The sequence below is a fragment of the Pantoea sp. GL120224-02 genome (assembly GCF_900215395.1).
GTDB classification, from domain to species: domain Bacteria; phylum Pseudomonadota; class Gammaproteobacteria; order Enterobacterales; family Enterobacteriaceae; genus Pantoea; species Pantoea communis.
The window spans coordinates 48,132-62,782 of record NZ_OBEC01000010.1; the positions used below are offsets into that span (position 1 = coordinate 48,132).

23 protein-coding genes and 1 pseudogene are annotated in these 14,651 nt (G+C 50.0%); 14 read left to right on the top strand and 10 right to left on the bottom strand.

From position 1 onward, the window contains the following. Positions 1-248 precede the first annotated feature (248 nt). Positions 249-776: an outer membrane lipoprotein Blc gene (gene blc / locus CRO33_RS17890; RefSeq protein WP_097119063.1), complete on the bottom strand. Its 528-nt coding sequence runs from the start codon at positions 774-776 to the stop codon at positions 249-251. 100 nt (positions 777-876) lie between these two features. Beyond that, on the bottom strand, positions 877-1,560 hold the full coding sequence (locus CRO33_RS17895; RefSeq protein ID WP_058960967.1) for a RipA family octameric membrane protein: 684 nt from the start codon (positions 1,558-1,560) through the stop codon (positions 877-879). 178 nt (positions 1,561-1,738) lie between these two features. Between CRO33_RS17895 and CRO33_RS17900 the strand changes: the two genes are divergently transcribed. Next, on the top strand, positions 1,739-2,092 hold the full coding sequence (locus CRO33_RS17900; protein WP_034829871.1) for a DUF1428 domain-containing protein: 354 nt from the start codon (positions 1,739-1,741) through the stop codon (positions 2,090-2,092). A gap of 56 nt (positions 2,093-2,148) precedes the next feature. On the opposite strand, the gene CRO33_RS17905 is transcribed toward CRO33_RS17900, so the two are convergent. Then, positions 2,149-2,538: a prolyl endopeptidase gene (locus CRO33_RS17905; protein ID WP_097119064.1), complete on the bottom strand. Its 390-nt coding sequence runs from the start codon at positions 2,536-2,538 to the stop codon at positions 2,149-2,151. A 155-nt stretch (positions 2,539-2,693) separates the two neighbouring features. On the opposite strand from CRO33_RS17905, the gene CRO33_RS17910 reads away from it, so the two are divergent. The 3 genes from CRO33_RS17910 to CRO33_RS17920 all read left to right on the top strand — a co-directional run bounded on the left by CRO33_RS17910 (position 2,694) and on the right by CRO33_RS17920 (position 4,832). Next, on the top strand, positions 2,694-3,140 hold the full coding sequence (locus CRO33_RS17910) for an NUDIX hydrolase (RefSeq protein WP_369682980.1): 447 nt from the start codon (positions 2,694-2,696) through the stop codon (positions 3,138-3,140). Positions 3,141-3,207: 67 nt separating this feature from the next. Further along, on the top strand, positions 3,208-3,849 hold the full coding sequence (locus CRO33_RS17915) for a LysE family translocator (protein ID WP_097119066.1): 642 nt from the start codon (positions 3,208-3,210) through the stop codon (positions 3,847-3,849). A gap of 119 nt (positions 3,850-3,968) precedes the next feature. Then, the gene (locus tag CRO33_RS17920) at positions 3,969-4,832 is read left to right on the top strand and encodes a substrate-binding domain-containing protein (RefSeq protein WP_097119067.1); all 864 of its coding nucleotides are present in this window, start codon (positions 3,969-3,971) and stop codon (positions 4,830-4,832) included. Between the two features lie 35 nt (positions 4,833-4,867). On the opposite strand, the gene CRO33_RS17925 is transcribed toward CRO33_RS17920, so the two are convergent. Both CRO33_RS17925 and CRO33_RS17930 read right to left on the bottom strand, forming a co-directional pair. Beyond that, entirely contained in the window at positions 4,868-5,410 is a 543-nt protein-coding gene (locus CRO33_RS17925) for a YbhB/YbcL family Raf kinase inhibitor-like protein (RefSeq protein ID WP_097119068.1), read from the bottom strand. A gap of 57 nt (positions 5,411-5,467) precedes the next feature. Next, positions 5,468-7,000: an MFS transporter gene (locus CRO33_RS17930; protein ID WP_097119069.1), complete on the bottom strand. Its 1,533-nt coding sequence runs from the start codon at positions 6,998-7,000 to the stop codon at positions 5,468-5,470. Positions 7,001-7,178: 178 nt separating this feature from the next. Here CRO33_RS17930 and CRO33_RS17935 point away from each other — a divergent pair, with 178 nt between their 5' ends. Further along, positions 7,179-8,051, top strand: a complete 873-nt coding sequence (locus CRO33_RS17935) for a LysR substrate-binding domain-containing protein (RefSeq protein ID WP_034829867.1) — start codon at positions 7,179-7,181, stop codon at positions 8,049-8,051. Here the strand turns inward: CRO33_RS17935 and CRO33_RS17940 are convergent, their stop codons facing one another. Continuing rightward, the gene (locus CRO33_RS17940; protein ID WP_034829866.1) at positions 8,052-8,228 is read right to left on the bottom strand and encodes a DUF1289 domain-containing protein; all 177 of its coding nucleotides are present in this window, start codon (positions 8,226-8,228) and stop codon (positions 8,052-8,054) included. Between the two features lie 12 nt (positions 8,229-8,240). Continuing rightward, positions 8,241-9,266 carry a nickel/cobalt efflux protein RcnA gene (locus CRO33_RS17945; protein WP_097119188.1) on the bottom strand — a complete coding sequence of 342 codons (1,026 nt, stop codon included), beginning with the start codon at positions 9,264-9,266 and terminating at the stop codon, positions 8,241-8,243. A gap of 115 nt (positions 9,267-9,381) precedes the next feature. Here CRO33_RS17945 and CRO33_RS17950 point away from each other — a divergent pair, with 115 nt between their 5' ends. Together CRO33_RS17950 and CRO33_RS17955 are read left to right on the top strand one after the other, a co-directional pair. Next, the gene (locus CRO33_RS17950; RefSeq protein WP_097119070.1) at positions 9,382-9,657 is read left to right on the top strand and encodes a metal/formaldehyde-sensitive transcriptional repressor; all 276 of its coding nucleotides are present in this window, start codon (positions 9,382-9,384) and stop codon (positions 9,655-9,657) included. Between the two features lie 9 nt (positions 9,658-9,666). After that, positions 9,667-10,017, top strand: coding sequence for a DUF3147 family protein (locus CRO33_RS17955; RefSeq protein WP_097119071.1), 351 nt, complete (start codon positions 9,667-9,669; stop codon positions 10,015-10,017). Between the two features lie 172 nt (positions 10,018-10,189). Here CRO33_RS17955 and CRO33_RS17960 read toward each other — a convergent pair whose 3' ends face one another. Next, positions 10,190-10,726 carry a cysteine hydrolase family protein gene (locus CRO33_RS17960; protein WP_097119072.1) on the bottom strand — a complete coding sequence of 179 codons (537 nt, stop codon included), beginning with the start codon at positions 10,724-10,726 and terminating at the stop codon, positions 10,190-10,192. Between the two features lie 352 nt (positions 10,727-11,078). Between CRO33_RS17960 and CRO33_RS17965 the strand changes: the two genes are divergently transcribed. From CRO33_RS17965 to CRO33_RS17975, 4 genes are all read left to right on the top strand, one after another. After that, the gene (locus CRO33_RS17965; protein WP_255253289.1) at positions 11,079-11,900 is read left to right on the top strand and encodes a helix-turn-helix transcriptional regulator; all 822 of its coding nucleotides are present in this window, start codon (positions 11,079-11,081) and stop codon (positions 11,898-11,900) included. Positions 11,901-11,968: 68 nt separating this feature from the next. After that, complete coding sequence (locus CRO33_RS24855; protein WP_255253297.1) at positions 11,969-12,340, top strand: LysE family translocator; 372 nt, start codon at positions 11,969-11,971, stop codon at positions 12,338-12,340. Next, complete coding sequence (locus CRO33_RS24860) at positions 12,271-12,516, top strand: LysE family translocator (protein ID WP_303621686.1); 246 nt, start codon at positions 12,271-12,273, stop codon at positions 12,514-12,516. Before CRO33_RS24855 ends, CRO33_RS24860 begins: the two co-directional genes overlap by 70 nt. Positions 12,517-12,540: 24 nt before the next feature. After that, positions 12,541-12,828, top strand: coding sequence for a chorismate mutase (locus CRO33_RS17975; protein WP_097119074.1), 288 nt, complete (start codon positions 12,541-12,543; stop codon positions 12,826-12,828). Positions 12,829-12,923: 95 nt separating this feature from the next. Here CRO33_RS17975 and CRO33_RS17980 read toward each other — a convergent pair whose 3' ends face one another. Continuing rightward, on the bottom strand, positions 12,924-13,214 hold the full coding sequence (locus CRO33_RS17980) for a hypothetical protein (RefSeq protein ID WP_097119075.1): 291 nt from the start codon (positions 13,212-13,214) through the stop codon (positions 12,924-12,926). A gap of 124 nt (positions 13,215-13,338) precedes the next feature. Then, the gene (ycgZ, locus tag CRO33_RS17985; RefSeq protein ID WP_058960954.1) at positions 13,339-13,584 is read right to left on the bottom strand and encodes a regulatory protein YcgZ; all 246 of its coding nucleotides are present in this window, start codon (positions 13,582-13,584) and stop codon (positions 13,339-13,341) included. A gap of 317 nt (positions 13,585-13,901) precedes the next feature. On the opposite strand from ycgZ, the pseudogene CRO33_RS24990 reads away from it, so the two are divergent. The 3 genes and pseudogenes from CRO33_RS24990 to CRO33_RS17995 all read left to right on the top strand — a co-directional run. Next, a pseudogene (locus tag CRO33_RS24990) lies at positions 13,902-14,000 on the top strand (hypothetical protein); the annotation flags it as partial. Continuing rightward, a complete protein-coding gene (locus CRO33_RS24995) occupies positions 13,994-14,266 on the top strand; it encodes a type II toxin-antitoxin system RelE/ParE family toxin (RefSeq protein WP_097119076.1) in 273 nt (90 codons plus the stop codon). The pseudogene CRO33_RS24990 and the gene CRO33_RS24995, both read left to right, overlap by 7 nt. Beyond that, positions 14,259-14,585, top strand: a complete 327-nt coding sequence (locus tag CRO33_RS17995) for a helix-turn-helix domain-containing protein (RefSeq protein WP_097119077.1) — start codon at positions 14,259-14,261, stop codon at positions 14,583-14,585. Before CRO33_RS24995 ends, CRO33_RS17995 begins: the two co-directional genes overlap by 8 nt. Positions 14,586-14,651 lie beyond the last annotated feature (66 nt).

Below are 14,651 nucleotides of genomic sequence, written 5' to 3' on the forward strand. Positions count from 1 at the left end.
GCCTGGTTATATGATTAATAAATAAGGGATTCGTTCAAATAAATCATTCATGTACACTTTTCACTGAATGATGTGTTCCTCATCCAATAAGGGGTAACCCGTGATAGGTTGCAAGCCTGCAAGTTATTGGTCATAAGCCGATTGAAGATTCTCCACCCCAACGCTGCAGCATAACCAGAATCTCACGCCCGGTTATGCTGAACTACACAGGGATGGAAAGTAGAATGACTTCATTCCTGAGTGCAGTTTTAACCTTGATCCACCCAGATGAGCCTATCCACATCAAACCCCAGCCTTTGCGCGATAGCCAGGTACTGTTTTTTCACTTGATTCGGAAGCTTCGGCTCTCGCGACAAGATCCATAAATAACCCCGATTTGGACCGCTCACTAGCGCGTATTGATAATCATCATCCAATGCGATCACGTTATAGCCGCCATAGAACGGGCCAAAAAAGGAGACTTTAAGCGCTGCGGTATCCGATTTGCCGGTGAAATAGGCCTTGCCCTCACTCTCACTCCACTCTTTTTTCACCGAATCATATCCACGATTCAGCACGTTTATGCCGCCATCGTTGCGTTGAGTATAAGTGGCTGTGACATGATCTTTGCCGCGCTCAAAGCGGTGATCCAGGCGGGCGATTTCGTACCATTTGCCCAAATAGCGGTTGGCATCAAAAGGGCTGATAGGCGTGACACCTTTTGGTGGCGTCGGGGATTTACAGGCAACCAGCGTTAACGATAACGCGGCAAGTGCGGCGATGGGCCATATTTTCATTACTGCTCCTTTATCGATCCTGATCCGTATTAAAGGGTATGTCAGCATGATTATAGGCCAGAAATATCGAGGCGGCCCTTAGGCCACCTGATGCAGGGGATTATTTCTTCTCTTTATCTTCGTCAGCCGGAATCAGTGGCTCATCAATCGCAATAGAGGTGCCTGACTTTAACAACTGAATATCGAGTATCACGTAGGTCATGGTGGTGATAAACAAAGAAATCACGCTGCCAATTACGCCGCTGGTGGTAAAGGTGAAGTAGTTGTACATCACCACCCAGGTCACACAAATAAACAGGGCAAGCGCAACGTTAATGGCTGACTGTGAATAGTTGGTAGTGCGAGCGCCCATCTCATTGATTTGCTTATAGAGGTTGGTGCCAACGTATTTCTCCAGCACAAAAATGCCTTGATCCCAACTGCGCAGGCGTCGCGCGCTGCTGCGGGTGAAGAACAGGAATAACAACGAGACAAACAGACCGGAAAAGGCGATCAGCACGGGGACAGCTTCTAATGCATACACCAAACTTTTGTGGCTGGGTGCTTGTGCGGTGAGATCCAGCGTCAGCGAGGCGCCCAGGACGGCATAGAGGAAAATAAACAACGCTAAAAACACCGCATTGCGTTTCCAGTCGAGTTCCGCTTCGTGATTTTTCTGCTGCCGAGCGATGTCGAGGGCGTGTTGTAAACGCGTGTCGCTGGATTGGGTATCCACTTGCCCTATCTCTTCTCCGAGCAAACGGTGAATAAACGGCTGATCGGCCGAATCAATGGTGATGCGCATAACTATCCTGATGGCGTAACTATCGAGGTGCACAGTGTAACGCAATTTCGGCCGCAAGCAGGAATCTGCGAGACAACACGCAGTTTCAGTGCTGCAGTTGCTCATGATTTGCACATCATTTGTACACTTTACTCTGCGGTCACTGTCGGCCGTGTACAGCACGACGGAGGAATAGCCTATGTCGTACGTAGATGGTTTTGTCGTTGCGGTGCCTGAAGTTAATAAAGAGGATTACCGTGCCATGGCGGCCAAAGCAGCGCCGCTGTTTAAGGAGTTTGGTGCCACCCGCATCGTGGAGTGCTGGGCAGATGATGTACCTGAAGGCAAGCTCACGGATTTTTATCGGTCGGTGAAAGCGGAAGAGGGAGAAACAGTGGTGTTCAGCTGGATTGAATATCCCTCACGTGAAGTGCGTGATGCGGCCAATCAGAAAATGATGTCCGATCCGCGGATGAAAGAGATGGGCGAAAACATGCCGTTTGATGGCAAAAGAATGATTTACGGCGGTTTCTCGATTCTACTCGAAGAGTAATGTGCAGGGCGCGTCGGCGCCCTGCACATTTCTGTCGCGGTCAGGCATGCGAGAGGCTACGGCCACTGCTGACACTGTATGACGGTTCGATAACCATCGTGATCTTGATACGTTTTTCCGTTTTGATCCCAATATGGGTTGAACGAATCAATCTGTACAAATCCAGCCAATACCATTTGCTGGCATGTTTGCTGCCACCTATCACGCTCGGGTAAATACAGCACCAACAGATCTTCTGATGAGGGTGAAGGGATGACCGGATGCGAAGTGCATTGTGTGAATTCCAGATGCCAGGGCACATCTGCTTTTCCCAGCATCACGCCATTGAAGCCTTGGTGGTCTTCAAAGGCGCCAATCACATCCAGTCCCAATCCTGATTGATAAAGTTCACGACTGAGCTCCAGTTGTGAAACCGGTCGCGCTACGCGTAGGGTAAGTGTTGCCACAAGTTTAACTCCATGACGATGAGGTTTAGTCCTGTCACTCATACTGTAGCGGCGACAAAAGAGTGATGGCGCAATGCGTGCGCATTGTGTATTGGCGTTGCTAAATCGTCATGAATTAACGCTATTTTTTCTTAATTCTAAACGGGATGGAGAACATGATGAGCTATGTCAGCGAGATGAGAACCTTAGTTGGACATCGTATGTTGCTGCTTGTGGGAGCGAACGTCATCATCCTTGACGATAAGCAACGTATTTTACTACAACAGCGATTAGACGGAAGCTGGGGACTACCCGGTGGGTTGATGGAACCGGGTGAAAGCCTCGAACAAACCGCTATGCGTGAAGTGAAAGAAGAGACGAATATTGATATCGATGAACTTCATTTTTTGAAAGTCTTTTCTGGCAAAGAATTTACTTTTACGCTTAATAATAACGATGAAATCAATGTTGTCACCGCCCTTTACTGGTCAAAAAAATGGCATGGTAGTTTAATAAATGATAAAAGTGAGGGGTTGTCATTGGCATTCTTCACCACTGATGATATGCCCGATAATATGAGCGAAGAGTATCAGCTCTACCTTCGTTACTTTGTCTCAAAATAAATCGTCATCAGATTGGATTACGTGGCCATACTCAGTACAACAAACGCCACTTCAACAAGGAGTTAACATGCTGGATATCATCCATTTTCCCCTGTTCCTCGTTTCGGTATTTCTGCTGTGTATCACGCCGGGTCCGGACCTCGCTTATGTGGTCGGGCAAAGCGTGGCCAATGGGCGACGCAGCGGCGTGATATCTGCGAGCGGTGTGGCGCTCGGCAGCTGTACGCATGCGTTGGCCAGTGCAATAGGCTTAACGGCGTTAATTACCGCCTCGCCGATGTTATTTACAGCGATTAAATATATCGGGGCTGCTTATCTTATTTATTTAGGTGGCAAGATGGTGTGGGAAACATTTATTGTCAAACCACAGGGATGTCGCTCACAGACTCAGGTGCCACGCTCCAATACACGTAATCTTTTAGTCCGCGGTTTTATTACATCTATCACTAATCCCAAAGTGTTATTGTTTTTCATTTCGTTCTTCCCACAATTCGTCGTGGTAGAGGGTAACTATCATGCGAGTTCCTTCCTGCTGTTGGGACTAACATACGCGGTGATTGGGTTGATCACTGATGTGACGTTTGCCCTGCTGGCGGGCGGTGCTGCGAGTGCAGTATCGCGCAACATTACGCTGCAAAAGCTGCTGGATCGTATCGTCGGTATGACATTCATTGGCCTGGGAATTCGCCTGGCCCTGACCCGACGTTAAAAATGCAGAAGAGACAGCAAGTCTGATGATTGGCGATAGCGACTTAATCGGGTAACGTGAAGTGTCTTACGTTACCTACAAAATAATGACCGCACGCTAAGTTGCAGGAGAGCTCGTTCATGGCCGTTAATCCCAATATCATCGGCATCGTCAGCGATGAATTCACCAACCCAAATACCGTCACGATGCTGAATGAAATGACGCGCCAGTTAAACGCGCGTGGTTTAGTGACGCTGTTGCTGAATGTCGATTCAGCAGAAAGCTATCAACGTATGTTGCAGAATGCCGCATCTTTGCCGCTGGCGGGGTTGGTATTTCTGACATCCCTGTTTGAGGATGAATTGCATACCGCAGCAAAACTACTGCCTGACGTGGCGACGGTGCATTTAAGCCAGAGCCGTGAAGCAGGTGCTGAGGTCGTGATTGCCGATGGTTTCGATGCGGGTGCTGAGATGGGGTTATTGTTACTGTCTCAAGGACATCAACGCTTTGGCTTTATGCACAGTCAGCAGCAGGCCGATCCCGCGCGTCAAATGGCAGGCATGGTGTCCAGCCTTGAGGCAGAACATAAAACGTTGAACATTCAGCTGGTGGCCGGGGCTAACGATCGAGAACTGGCTTATCAGACCATGATGGCCTACCTGAAGAAAACCCGTGCAGCCGAGCGCATTAATGCACTGTTCTGCGAAAGCGATGTGCTGGCCTTTGGTGCATTGCAGGCAGTGCGCGATTTTGGCCAGGGCGCACACGTGGCAGTCGTAGGTTTTGATGATGTGGATGAAGCCCGCGCCTCAACCTGGCATCTGACCAGTTGGGCACAGCGTCGTGACTTGCTGGTCAACGAAGCACTGAATCGTTTACTGGAAAACCGTGCTGATACAGGCAACGCCTGGCAGCAAGGTGAGTTGCAGGTGCGTCACTCCCATCACGGAAAATATGTCCCGGGTGAAATGTCGCAGTGTGGTTGTGCGATTCGACACTAATTTTATTGGGTCGCCAGGCCGGCGACCCGCTGCAATCAATTCTCTAAACGCCCGACCAGGCTAGCAGAACCCAGCGCGTGACCTTTCAATTTTTCGACTAACTCAGTGTGACTGAGTCCTGCGGGTAAAGTGCCGTTCGCAAGGTCGGTCGCCACCAGCACAAAATTGTAGTGGTGATAGCCCGCGCCTGCGGGTGGACAAGGGCCATAATAGTTTTGCGTGCCGGGCGTATTGGTGCCATAGCTAAAATTTCCTCCTTTGCTTAACTCACCCTGTTGGAATTTGTTACGCGTAGCATCAATGTTGTACGCCAGCATATGCGTCACCCCCAAGCCTTTGGCGCCAGCCGGATCGGTCAGCAGTAGCACATAACTCTGGGTGCCCACGGGCGGATTGGCCCAGCTAAGCGCGGGCGACAGGTTTTTGCCGCTGCAGGAGAGATTGTTCTTATCATTGCCACCCAATGCTTTCTTCATCACGCCGTTATCGGCGAAGTCTGCTGACCTAAGCGAAAACGCCGCCGCATGGGCAAACAGTGGCAAGCTGCTTAAGCAGAGTAGGGTCATTAACTTCTTCATTATTGCTCCTCAACAAGGACGGGTTGTGCGTGCGACAGTCGATCCCACGCTTGAAAATTAGCGCTGGGCTAGCGCCGTTGGCTGACGCGCCGAATAGAGCACAACGATGGCGGAAAACAGGGCAAATGCTGCAGCACACAACAACATGCTGGCAAATCCATCGGCGTAGCTGGTAATGATGAGTGGTTGTAAAGAGACCTGATGAACGGCGTCATACATCGCCAGTGCATGGCGGAAATCGCCGGCGATAACCTGCGCGCTAAAACCGGGTTGAAGGGGCAACTGCGCGTGTAGCATCGCTGATTGTAATTGCCACTGTGTGCTGGCCGCCAGAATCGCGCCCAGCGTGGCAAATCCTAACAAAATGCCGGAAAAACGGGCTGTTGTGCTGATACCCGATGCCATTCCTGCCTGCTGCGGCGGTACGGTTGCCATAATCGCCTTTTGGGTTTCGCCATTGAGCAGCCCACCGCCACTGCCGAGTAGGGCCATACCCGCCAGGGTCAGCAGCAAATGGTGGTGGTACACGGCAGTCGCAATCATCATGTTGCCAAAGGAGACGGTGACCAGGCCAAGAGCCAGTAAAGTGGCGGCATGCAGGCGTTTGCCGAGCCAGCGCGCCACAACAGGAAACAGCAGCATTGCCAAAGCGAAAGGCAGCATACCCGCTCCGGCCATTAAAGGCGTCATTCCCTCAACATTCTGCAATAACAGCGGCAGTAATGAGGTCATAACTTGCGCGGTGGCAGCGTAAGCAAACATCGCTAATACTGCGCCAATAAAGGGGAACGAGCGGAAAAGTTGCAGATTCAACATCGGCCTGCTTTTGCCACTTTCCACACGGATAAATAGGCCAAACCACAACGCGCCGAGACACAATCTGCCCACCACTTCACGGCTCAACCAGCCATGTTGCGGCGCTAATATTAATGCCCAGGTCAAACAGAACATGCCTGCGATAAACAGCGCGATGCCAGGTAAATCGAGTTTACCCGCGTGTTCATGCCTGGATTCCTCAATGTGGCGGGTGACGGCCAGCATCAGCAGGGCACAAATAGGAATATTGACAAAAAATGTCCAGCGCCAGCCAAGCAACGTACTGATCATGCCGCCGGCTAACGGTGCCAGCACCATGGTCAATCCCATCACACCGCCCCAAATCGCCCATGCCCGGTTACGTGCCTGACTATCGCGAAAGCTGTGCGCGATAATTGCCAGTGCTGGCGCCAGCAGAAATGCGGAGCCAATACCCTGAACCGCACGGGCAATATTGAGTGCCAAAACGCTGGTCGCCATGCCACAGGCGAGTGAGGCCAGTGCAAACAGTAAAATGCCGCCGAGAAAGAGTCGGCGTCGGCCAAATTTGTCTGCCAGCGACCCTGCCGGCAAAAGGAGTGAGGAAAAGCTCAGCACGTAAGCGCCAATGACCCATTCCATGTCTGCAAAAGAAGCATGCAGACCTTTAGCGATGGTTGGCAACATAACGCCGACGATATTGGTGTCGATTACCGTCAATGCGCAACCGGTTGAGGCGACGAGTAAAACACGATTCAGATGGCGATGGTCGAGCGCGATGGTAGCAGTGGACATCTTTTCTCCCGCGAGCATGGTAGTGAATGCTTTACAGCTTGAATCCATCACGGAAGTCATTCAATAAACAGTACTGGAGTTATTGTTAGGCAAAACCTAACAACATTTATATTGCTGGCGTTTCCGTTTCAGGTAATGATCGACATGTTCATCACACAAGATAAGTAGGAGGTAAAACGTGGAATTACGCCATCTACGCTATTTTCTGGAACTGGCAAAAACGCTGCATTATGGCGTGGCGGCTGAGAATCTTAATATATCCACGCCGACGCTGTCGGTGCAGATTAATCAATTGGAAGAAGAATTAGGTGCGCCATTATTTTATCGCACTCAACGTAAAGTCGAGTTGACGCAGATTGGAGAAATTTTCCAACAGGAGGCGCGTGAGACTCTACAACATGCGGAGCAGGCCAAATCCCGAGTACGTAGTGCCGCTCGCGGCGAACGCGGTTATATCCGCGTGGGCTATGTGGCATCCGCACTATTATCTGGCATTTTAACCCGGTTATTGACGAGCTTTAGTGCCAGCGCACCTGATATCTCAATCAATGCACGTGAATCAGTCATGGATACACTGGCCACTCAGGTCAGTGAACGTACTATTGATGTTGCCTTTGTGCGCGGTCCTGTGCCGTTGCCTGCCGATGTCGGATACATTGAAGTCGAGCAAGATCACTTCGCATTGGCACTGCCGGATAACCACCCGCTGGTTGCGCAGGAACAACCCATCGAACCTGCGCAACTTAAAGGGGAAACCTTTATTTTGCCCGAACAAGTGTCTGGCACCGTGACCTTTGCACAGCGTGGTGGGTTTATTCTTAGTCGTAGCTGGTCGGCGGGCAGTTTAAATGAAGTGCTGGCCAATGTCGCATTAGGTAATGGTGTCGCGGTAATACCGGCTATTCTGGTGACTCAATTAAAATTAACCGGCATCACTTATCGCGAAATACCCGGAGCCGTTATTCCTTCATCCATTTGGTTCTTATATCGTAAACGTGAACGTACTCCCGCAGTGAATAAGCTGGTGCGCATGATTGAACGAAGCACCTGACTATTTTATTTGCAACGTCGCAACGCGATCTTTCAATGCGCGTTCAATCGCCTTGCGGTGATAGGGTGACATTTTGCGCCACTCCTGTGCCTCTTTACGCGTACGGCCGCAGGCACGACACCAGCCATTTTTTCCCTCAAAAATACAGACATCAGTACAAGGCGATTTTACAGACATGGAAATAATTCCTTATTGGGTGAGGCCACTGTAGCCATGGAACATCATATAGACGCCCACGATGGCAATCAGGGCACTAGAGAAGTAAGGTGCGCGGCGTGCAATATCGGCGAAACCTTTCCATCGACGGGATACATGCCGAACACTTAGCGCCGCACCTACGCCGACGGTCACCAGCGTAAGCGCCAGGCCGATGCTGAAGCAGACCACCAGCGCCGCACCAAGACTAAACTGCTTCACCTGCAGGCAGAGAAGGAGGACCGTGATCGCTGCGGGGCAGGGAATTAATCCCCCCGTCAGGCCGAAGAGAAGAATTTGCAGATTGCTGATTTCACGGCCATCAAAGCGTCGGCGTATGTCTTCCGCGTGCGCGCGCTCGTGAGCATCCTGATATTCCTGAGAACCTTTCGCGAACCTGGCCAATTCGCCATGATGTCCGTGTTCATGATGATGCCCGTGCCCATGATGATGTTCATGCTTATGATGATGCCCGTGCTCATGATGATGCTCATGTTCATGATGATGCCCGTGCTCATGATGATGCCCGTGCCCATGATGATGCTCATGCTTATGATGATGCCCGTGCTCATGATGATGCTCATGTTCATGATGATGCCCATGCTCATGATGATGCCCATGTTCATGATGATGATCCTGCGTATGTTCATGATCGTGGTGCTGATGCCACGCTTGTGCTTCAGACCAGGTACGCCAAAACATCCAGGCAGCTGTTGCAATGATAATGAGGCCCGAAATCAGCTGCAGCCAGGGTTCGGCAGCTTCGGCAGTAAACTGCCGACTGATATACATCCCGCCCATCGCAATCAGCCATACCACCGTAGTGTGGGAAAAAGTGGCTGCCAGACCCAGCATCACCGCCTGGCGAACACTGCCACGTATGGCGACGATAAATGCCGCCATCATCGTCTTAGAGTGACCCGGCTCCAGGCCGTGCAACGCCCCAAGCAAGATGGCGCTTGGGATAAACAGCAACGCGCTAGACGTGCCCTGGCTCAGCAGGGCAGCGAAATCATTCATGGTGTGCATCTCGTGTCGTGATAAGTTGAAAGCGGCATTGCAGTGCCGTAAAATCAAAAAATTCAAAGAAAATATACTATACCCCAGTATACATTAAGATCAACAGGAGCCGAGAATGGGCCATATACTCAAGCATCAGAAAAGCCTGTTAACCCGCGTACGTCGTATTAAAGGGCAGGCAGCTTCGCTCGAGACCGCATTGGAATCGGGTGAGGAGTGCCTAAAAGTGTTGCAGCAGGTAGCAGCGGTACGCGGGGCAGTTAATGGTCTAATGGCAGAACTGCTGGAGGGGCATATCAAAGAGCACCTGATGAATGAATCTGCCACCGAAGCGGAGCGCACTCAGGATTTGGAAGAGATTGTCAGCGTTATTCGTTCATATCTGAAGTAGGAGCAAACCATGCTGTGGCTCATCGTAAAATACGCCATCACGGCGGGCATGGTGGTGCTGATTTCTGAAGTGGCGAAACGCAGTGACCGTCTCGGAGGGTTGATTGCGGCGCTGCCATTAGTGACGATATTGGTGTTGATCTGGATGAAGCTGGAAGGTCAGAGCCAGGCAAAGATCGCCAGCCACGCCTGGTATACCTTCTGGTACGTGGTGCCAACCCTGCCGATGTTTGTCGCCTTTCCATTTCTCTATCAGCGCTGGGGATTTTGGCCCACGCTGGTGGCGAGTTGCCTGTTAACTATCGTGATTTTTGTCCTGTGGGCAACGTTGCTAAAGCGCTTTGGCATACAATTGATGTAGTCTGATATTTTATGCCTGCACCCTTTTTCTTTACCCCTTTTTTATCTCGCGCTTGATGAATGAGGAGGGAGAATCCAGCACACAGGTTTATCAAAGTATTTTACTGGGTGCGGGATTCAGCGGGCGCGCGCGGTACTGAGGTCAGGGCGCGATATTGACCGCGCCCAAACATTCAAATGAGCGCGTCAGCCGTAGCCGCCAGTTGGGCAAACGGACCCGATAGCGTTTGGTTATGATGGGCAATGATCTGGGATGCACTCATCTGCCCGTTGTCTGTCGTGCTATGTGCATCGCTGATTAATACCACGCGAAAGCCTAAGTTTGCCGCTGCCCGGCAAGTCGTATCCACGCAATATTCTGTTTTCATACCACAAATCACCAACTCTTCAATTCCGGCGAGTTGTAGCGAAGCCAGGAGCGTCGTGCCACGGAAACAGTTGGGGTAGCGTTTCACAAACACACCATCCAACTCGGCATCTATCGCCAACTGTGGAATAAGCTGCGTGAGAGGACTGCTCTCGGCAAGAGGTGTTCCCTCAGGCCCGGTATGGCGAGCAGCAAAGATCGGAGCTTTTGCGTCGCGTGCACGGGCAATCAACGTGTTGATATTGTTCAGCAAAGTTTCTGCGGCAAATGGCTGCTGCGGCGCAAAAAACAAACCGTGTTGCATATCGATAATCAATAGCGCTTTTTTACTTGAGGATGGCATGGTGTGTCTCCTTTCACTGGGTGATGAACGGAGACAATCCCCGTCCATTGGCTGACGGGGTGAGGATTCTGTACGCTTACGTTTTTGCTACAGATACACTCACGCCGCCGATGAATGCGGTGGTGGTTGTCACTGTGGTCAACGTAATGAACCAAGACATCATCGGCTCGCGGCAGATTGGGGAATAAATCTGACGTTAGCACAACATCGTACAAAATCCCTGCGGTTTTTTTTCTGCTGAGAGGAAAAGGCGCTAAAGTAGCAGTCAGTGTGTATCTGCGGAGAAACGACGTTGGTAAAGCCCGTCCACTTGTCACGCGTTCTGCATAGCCCTATGGCGGGTACAGAGGCCATGGCGCTGCAGAGCGAACATACCTTCCCGCGCCATTCCCATGATCACTTCGGGATGGGTGTCATCTCGCAAGGTGCACAGCGCTCATGGAGCCTGCTGGGGCAGATAGAGGCCGGCCCTGGAGATGTGATTATTGTCAATTCGGGAGAAGTGCACGATGGTATGCCGCTTCAGGGCGCGCGTAGCTGGCAGATGGTCTATCTGGAACCTGAACTGTTGTGGCAGGAGTTACGGATGGAGAGGATTGATGCCGATGCAGTGCTCAAGCCGTTAGTCAGAGACAACTCTCTGAGCCATCGTCTGCTTCAGCTTTTTTTTGCCCTAAATCAGACCAAGGTTGAACCGGGTTTTCTGGAAGAGACGTTATTACAATGCTTAATGCACCTCTGTCATCACCACCTTCTGACCCTGGCTTTCCCGCCCAACATGACACCCACGATACAAAGGGCAAAGCAATATTTAGATGATGCTCCATCACGTCAGACGAGCCTGAGTGAATTGGCAACGTTGTGTGGGCTAAGTCGATTCCAACTTTTGCGCAGTTTTGCTCGTGAAGTTGGAATGACGCCCCATGCCTATCTCATGCAGTTGCGCGTCCGTAATGCAAGACAATGGCTGGCAAAAGGGAATAGTGTGGCTGATGCCGCTGTTATGAGTGGTTTTGCCGATCAAAGCCACCTCACGCGTGCATTCTCGCGCCAAATGGGTATCACGCCGGCACGCTATCAAAAAGCCATTCTGCTGCAATCCTCAGCAATTTTGTTCAAGACGCAGGCATTTCGTGAATTGATACTCAGGCGATACATTCGACTGAGGGATTAAAAATGCACGCTGGAATAGAGTTTTATGTCACTACTTTGGTGGTGGTGATGTCACCGGGCCCTGGGGCTATGTTAACTATTGCCAGCGGTCTGAATCGAGGAATGCGTGTCAGTTTTATTACGGCTTTAGGGTGCACGCTCGGTATTGTGCCGCATCTTCTCGCTACATTGCTGGGATTAGCCGTTATTTTTCATACCAGTGACTACGCATTCAACATGTTGAAGCTAATCGGCGTTGGCTACTTGCTCTACATGGCGTGGATGGCGCTACGTGAGCGGACGTCACTGACCACGGAGGTGGAGAGTAAAAATCCGCATTGCGTATTATTAACCATGCTCTGTTACTCAATCTCTTTAACCCTAAATTATCGCTGTTTTTTCTGGCTTTTTTACCGCAATTTATCGCTTCAGAGAGTTCGACGCCGACACAAGATATGTTAGTGCTGAGTGCCATTTTTATGTTGCTGACGCTTTTCATCTTTATGTTGTATGGCGCTTTTGCCGCGCTGATGAGGCGTCGGGTGCTCGAAAAACCGCGCGTGATGCGCTTTATGAACCGAATCTTTGCGTTGAGCTTTGTTTGCCTGGGCATCAAATTGCTCATCAGTTCGCGATAACCCATTTATAAAGGAGAAATCTTGATGGAATTTGACTCTATTGATGCAGTCAGGGAAGAAATTGATAAAGTGGATCAACAAGTTGTGGCACTGATTGCCCGGCGTGGAGAGTGTGTTAAGGCCGCTGCACAGTTTAAACAAGACCGCGCAGCGGTACGCGCTCCCGATCGTGTCCAACAGGTGATTGATAAAGTGAGATGTCAGGCAAAAGCGCAGGGGTTATCTGAGGAAATTATTGAGCAGGTTTACCGTGCGATGATTACGGCCTTTATCGATTATGAGCTGCAACAGCATGGTGAATTGAAAGCGTAGTGAAGCGCCCGACAAAAAAAGGCTGCAATGGGTTAAAATTGCAGCCTTAAGTTATGAAAATTTCATTAACAAGAGGGTGCCTCGAGGCCCCGATTTTAATGCTGTGTGTCTTTGCCCGTATTATCGCGGTTGCGAAAAATGTGTGTGACGTTGTTGGTATCTTTGAGTGCCATGCTGTCCTGAGTGGAGGATTGCATGTTGTTCTTCACTTCTGCCATGGCGCGGCTTAGTGCTTTTTGGCGGCCAGCATCGGGTTCAACGGACGCCATCAAACGAAGCTTATCGAGCAGGGCGCTGTTCGTCACCGGCCCCTTTTTTTTCAGCAGCTGCAGTACGGCATCGCCCATGACGATATCAGTTAATCGTTCATCTTTACTTCTGTTCATACACGTTCTCTGGTTACCGCAAAGACCTGCGACAGGTAACAAAGTGGATTCAGTCTAACGTGAAATAACCTATGAGGCGGAAGCCACTTTGTCCGATGTCAGGTCGGTGCGTAAGTTCTCAGGATCATCGCTCGGAGGTAAACATCAGGCCAATTAACTGTTGGTAGTGCAACTCTTCTTCCGGGCTGTTGGCCTGTTCCAGTCGGCAAATCAGCTTGGTGCAGATCGTTTTGCGACTCAGTGAACGGCCTGAACGCAGTATTTCTCCAACGATTTTACCCAGGATTTCCTGCTGAGAAGGCAGGGAAGCCTCATTAAAATAACGCGTAATCGCATCCGACGTTGATAGCAGGTTTCGACCCTGACGCATGGTTCCATCCTCCAGGTTAACTAATGAGCACCAGGCCCACTAAAGTTATACAAAGAACAGCCTGTTGTACAGGAATAAGGTTAACCATCAGGGGAGCTGTTTTTGCAAAAAGTGCTAGTCTATTAATTACAGATGCTTATGTAAAAGCACTCTTTTCAGGGCATTAAACTTGATGTCTGGGCTAATAAGATAGAGATTGAGTTAACCTATGGTACTTAGTACTATAGATATTGCATGTGTGGACAAGGAGCGTCCTTATCGAATCACAGTCAGGAGACACCATGGCAATTTATGTTTTATAACCATTCGACAGAAATACCAAAGCTGATGGGATTGACGACGGCAAGCTATGCATTGCAGCGTTAGAAGTTATCGCGGGTCGATATGAAGCTAATTTAGGCGGTGGCGTATATTAGGCGGTGGGGTATATAAGAAACGCATTCCCTTAACCAAAGGTAAAAGTAGTGGTGCCAGAGCTGTCATTGCTTTCAAAATTGATAAGCACCTCTTCTTTGTAAATGGGTATGCTAAGTCAGCAGTCAAAAGCACAATACGAGAAATGACCGAAACTGAACTGTTACTTTATAAGCAAGTTGCCAAAGAGTTATTCAACCTCACCACTGAACAAGCAAGACGAGCGATTAGGGCGGGGAAAATGCGAGAGGTGCAGTGTGATGGTTAATCACCTTAAAGATCTTCAGGAAATCGCACATGATTTCAATGAAATTGGCGTTGTCTCTGATGATCTTAAAGAAAAAATCGATTCAAGGGTAAGATTGCGCGAGTTGCGAGCGGCACTGCCTGTTCAGCCTATGATGTCGGGCCAGGCTATTAAAGAATTGCGTGAGCGTTTGGGCTTGAGTCAAGCAATGCTGGCGGCTTGCGTTGGAATGTCAGTCGCCACGATTATTAAATGGGAACGAGAAGAAAAAAAACCAAACGGCGCGGCGCTGCGTTTGCTCAATATTATTGATCGTAAAGGTTTGAGTGTTCTTCAGTAATACCAAAGCCCCTGAATCGGGGCTTTAAGTTCCTTATTAATTATTTGAACCCCCAATGTGCTAATT

Coding starts and splice junctions, on each gene's coding strand:
- CRO33_RS17895 (WP_058960967.1), bottom strand. CDS start 1,560: ATGCGCATCACCATTGATTCGGCCGATCAGCCGTTTATTCACCGTTTG.
- CRO33_RS17950 (WP_097119070.1), top strand. CDS start 9,382: ATGGGCCATATACTCAAGCATCAGAAAAGCCTGTTAACCCGCGTACGT.
- CRO33_RS17980 (WP_097119075.1), bottom strand. CDS start 13,214: ATGAACAGAAGTAAAGATGAACGATTAACTGATATCGTCATGGGCGAT.
- CRO33_RS17955 (WP_097119071.1), top strand. CDS start 9,667: ATGCTGTGGCTCATCGTAAAATACGCCATCACGGCGGGCATGGTGGTG.
- CRO33_RS17945 (WP_097119188.1), bottom strand. CDS start 9,266: ATGAATGATTTCGCTGCCCTGCTGAGCCAGGGCACGTCTAGCGCGTTG.
- CRO33_RS17900 (WP_034829871.1), top strand. CDS start 1,739: ATGTCGTACGTAGATGGTTTTGTCGTTGCGGTGCCTGAAGTTAATAAA.
- blc (WP_097119063.1), bottom strand. CDS start 776: ATGAAAATATGGCCCATCGCCGCACTTGCCGCGTTATCGTTAACGCTG.
- CRO33_RS17920 (WP_097119067.1), top strand. CDS start 3,969: ATGGCCGTTAATCCCAATATCATCGGCATCGTCAGCGATGAATTCACC.
- CRO33_RS17995 (WP_097119077.1), top strand. CDS start 14,259: ATGGTTAATCACCTTAAAGATCTTCAGGAAATCGCACATGATTTCAAT.
- CRO33_RS17915 (WP_097119066.1), top strand. CDS start 3,208: ATGCTGGATATCATCCATTTTCCCCTGTTCCTCGTTTCGGTATTTCTG.
- CRO33_RS17965 (WP_255253289.1), top strand. CDS start 11,079: ATGGCGCTGCAGAGCGAACATACCTTCCCGCGCCATTCCCATGATCAC.
- CRO33_RS24855 (WP_255253297.1), top strand. CDS start 11,969: ATGTTAACTATTGCCAGCGGTCTGAATCGAGGAATGCGTGTCAGTTTT.
- CRO33_RS17910 (WP_369682980.1), top strand. CDS start 2,694: ATGATGAGCTATGTCAGCGAGATGAGAACCTTAGTTGGACATCGTATG.
- CRO33_RS17930 (WP_097119069.1), bottom strand. CDS start 7,000: ATGTCCACTGCTACCATCGCGCTCGACCATCGCCATCTGAATCGTGTT.
- CRO33_RS17975 (WP_097119074.1), top strand. CDS start 12,541: ATGGAATTTGACTCTATTGATGCAGTCAGGGAAGAAATTGATAAAGTG.
- ycgZ (WP_058960954.1), bottom strand. CDS start 13,584: ATGCGTCAGGGTCGAAACCTGCTATCAACGTCGGATGCGATTACGCGT.
- CRO33_RS17940 (WP_034829866.1), bottom strand. CDS start 8,228: ATGTCTGTAAAATCGCCTTGTACTGATGTCTGTATTTTTGAGGGAAAA.
- CRO33_RS17960 (WP_097119072.1), bottom strand. CDS start 10,726: ATGCCATCCTCAAGTAAAAAAGCGCTATTGATTATCGATATGCAACAC.
- CRO33_RS17925 (WP_097119068.1), bottom strand. CDS start 5,410: ATGAAGAAGTTAATGACCCTACTCTGCTTAAGCAGCTTGCCACTGTTT.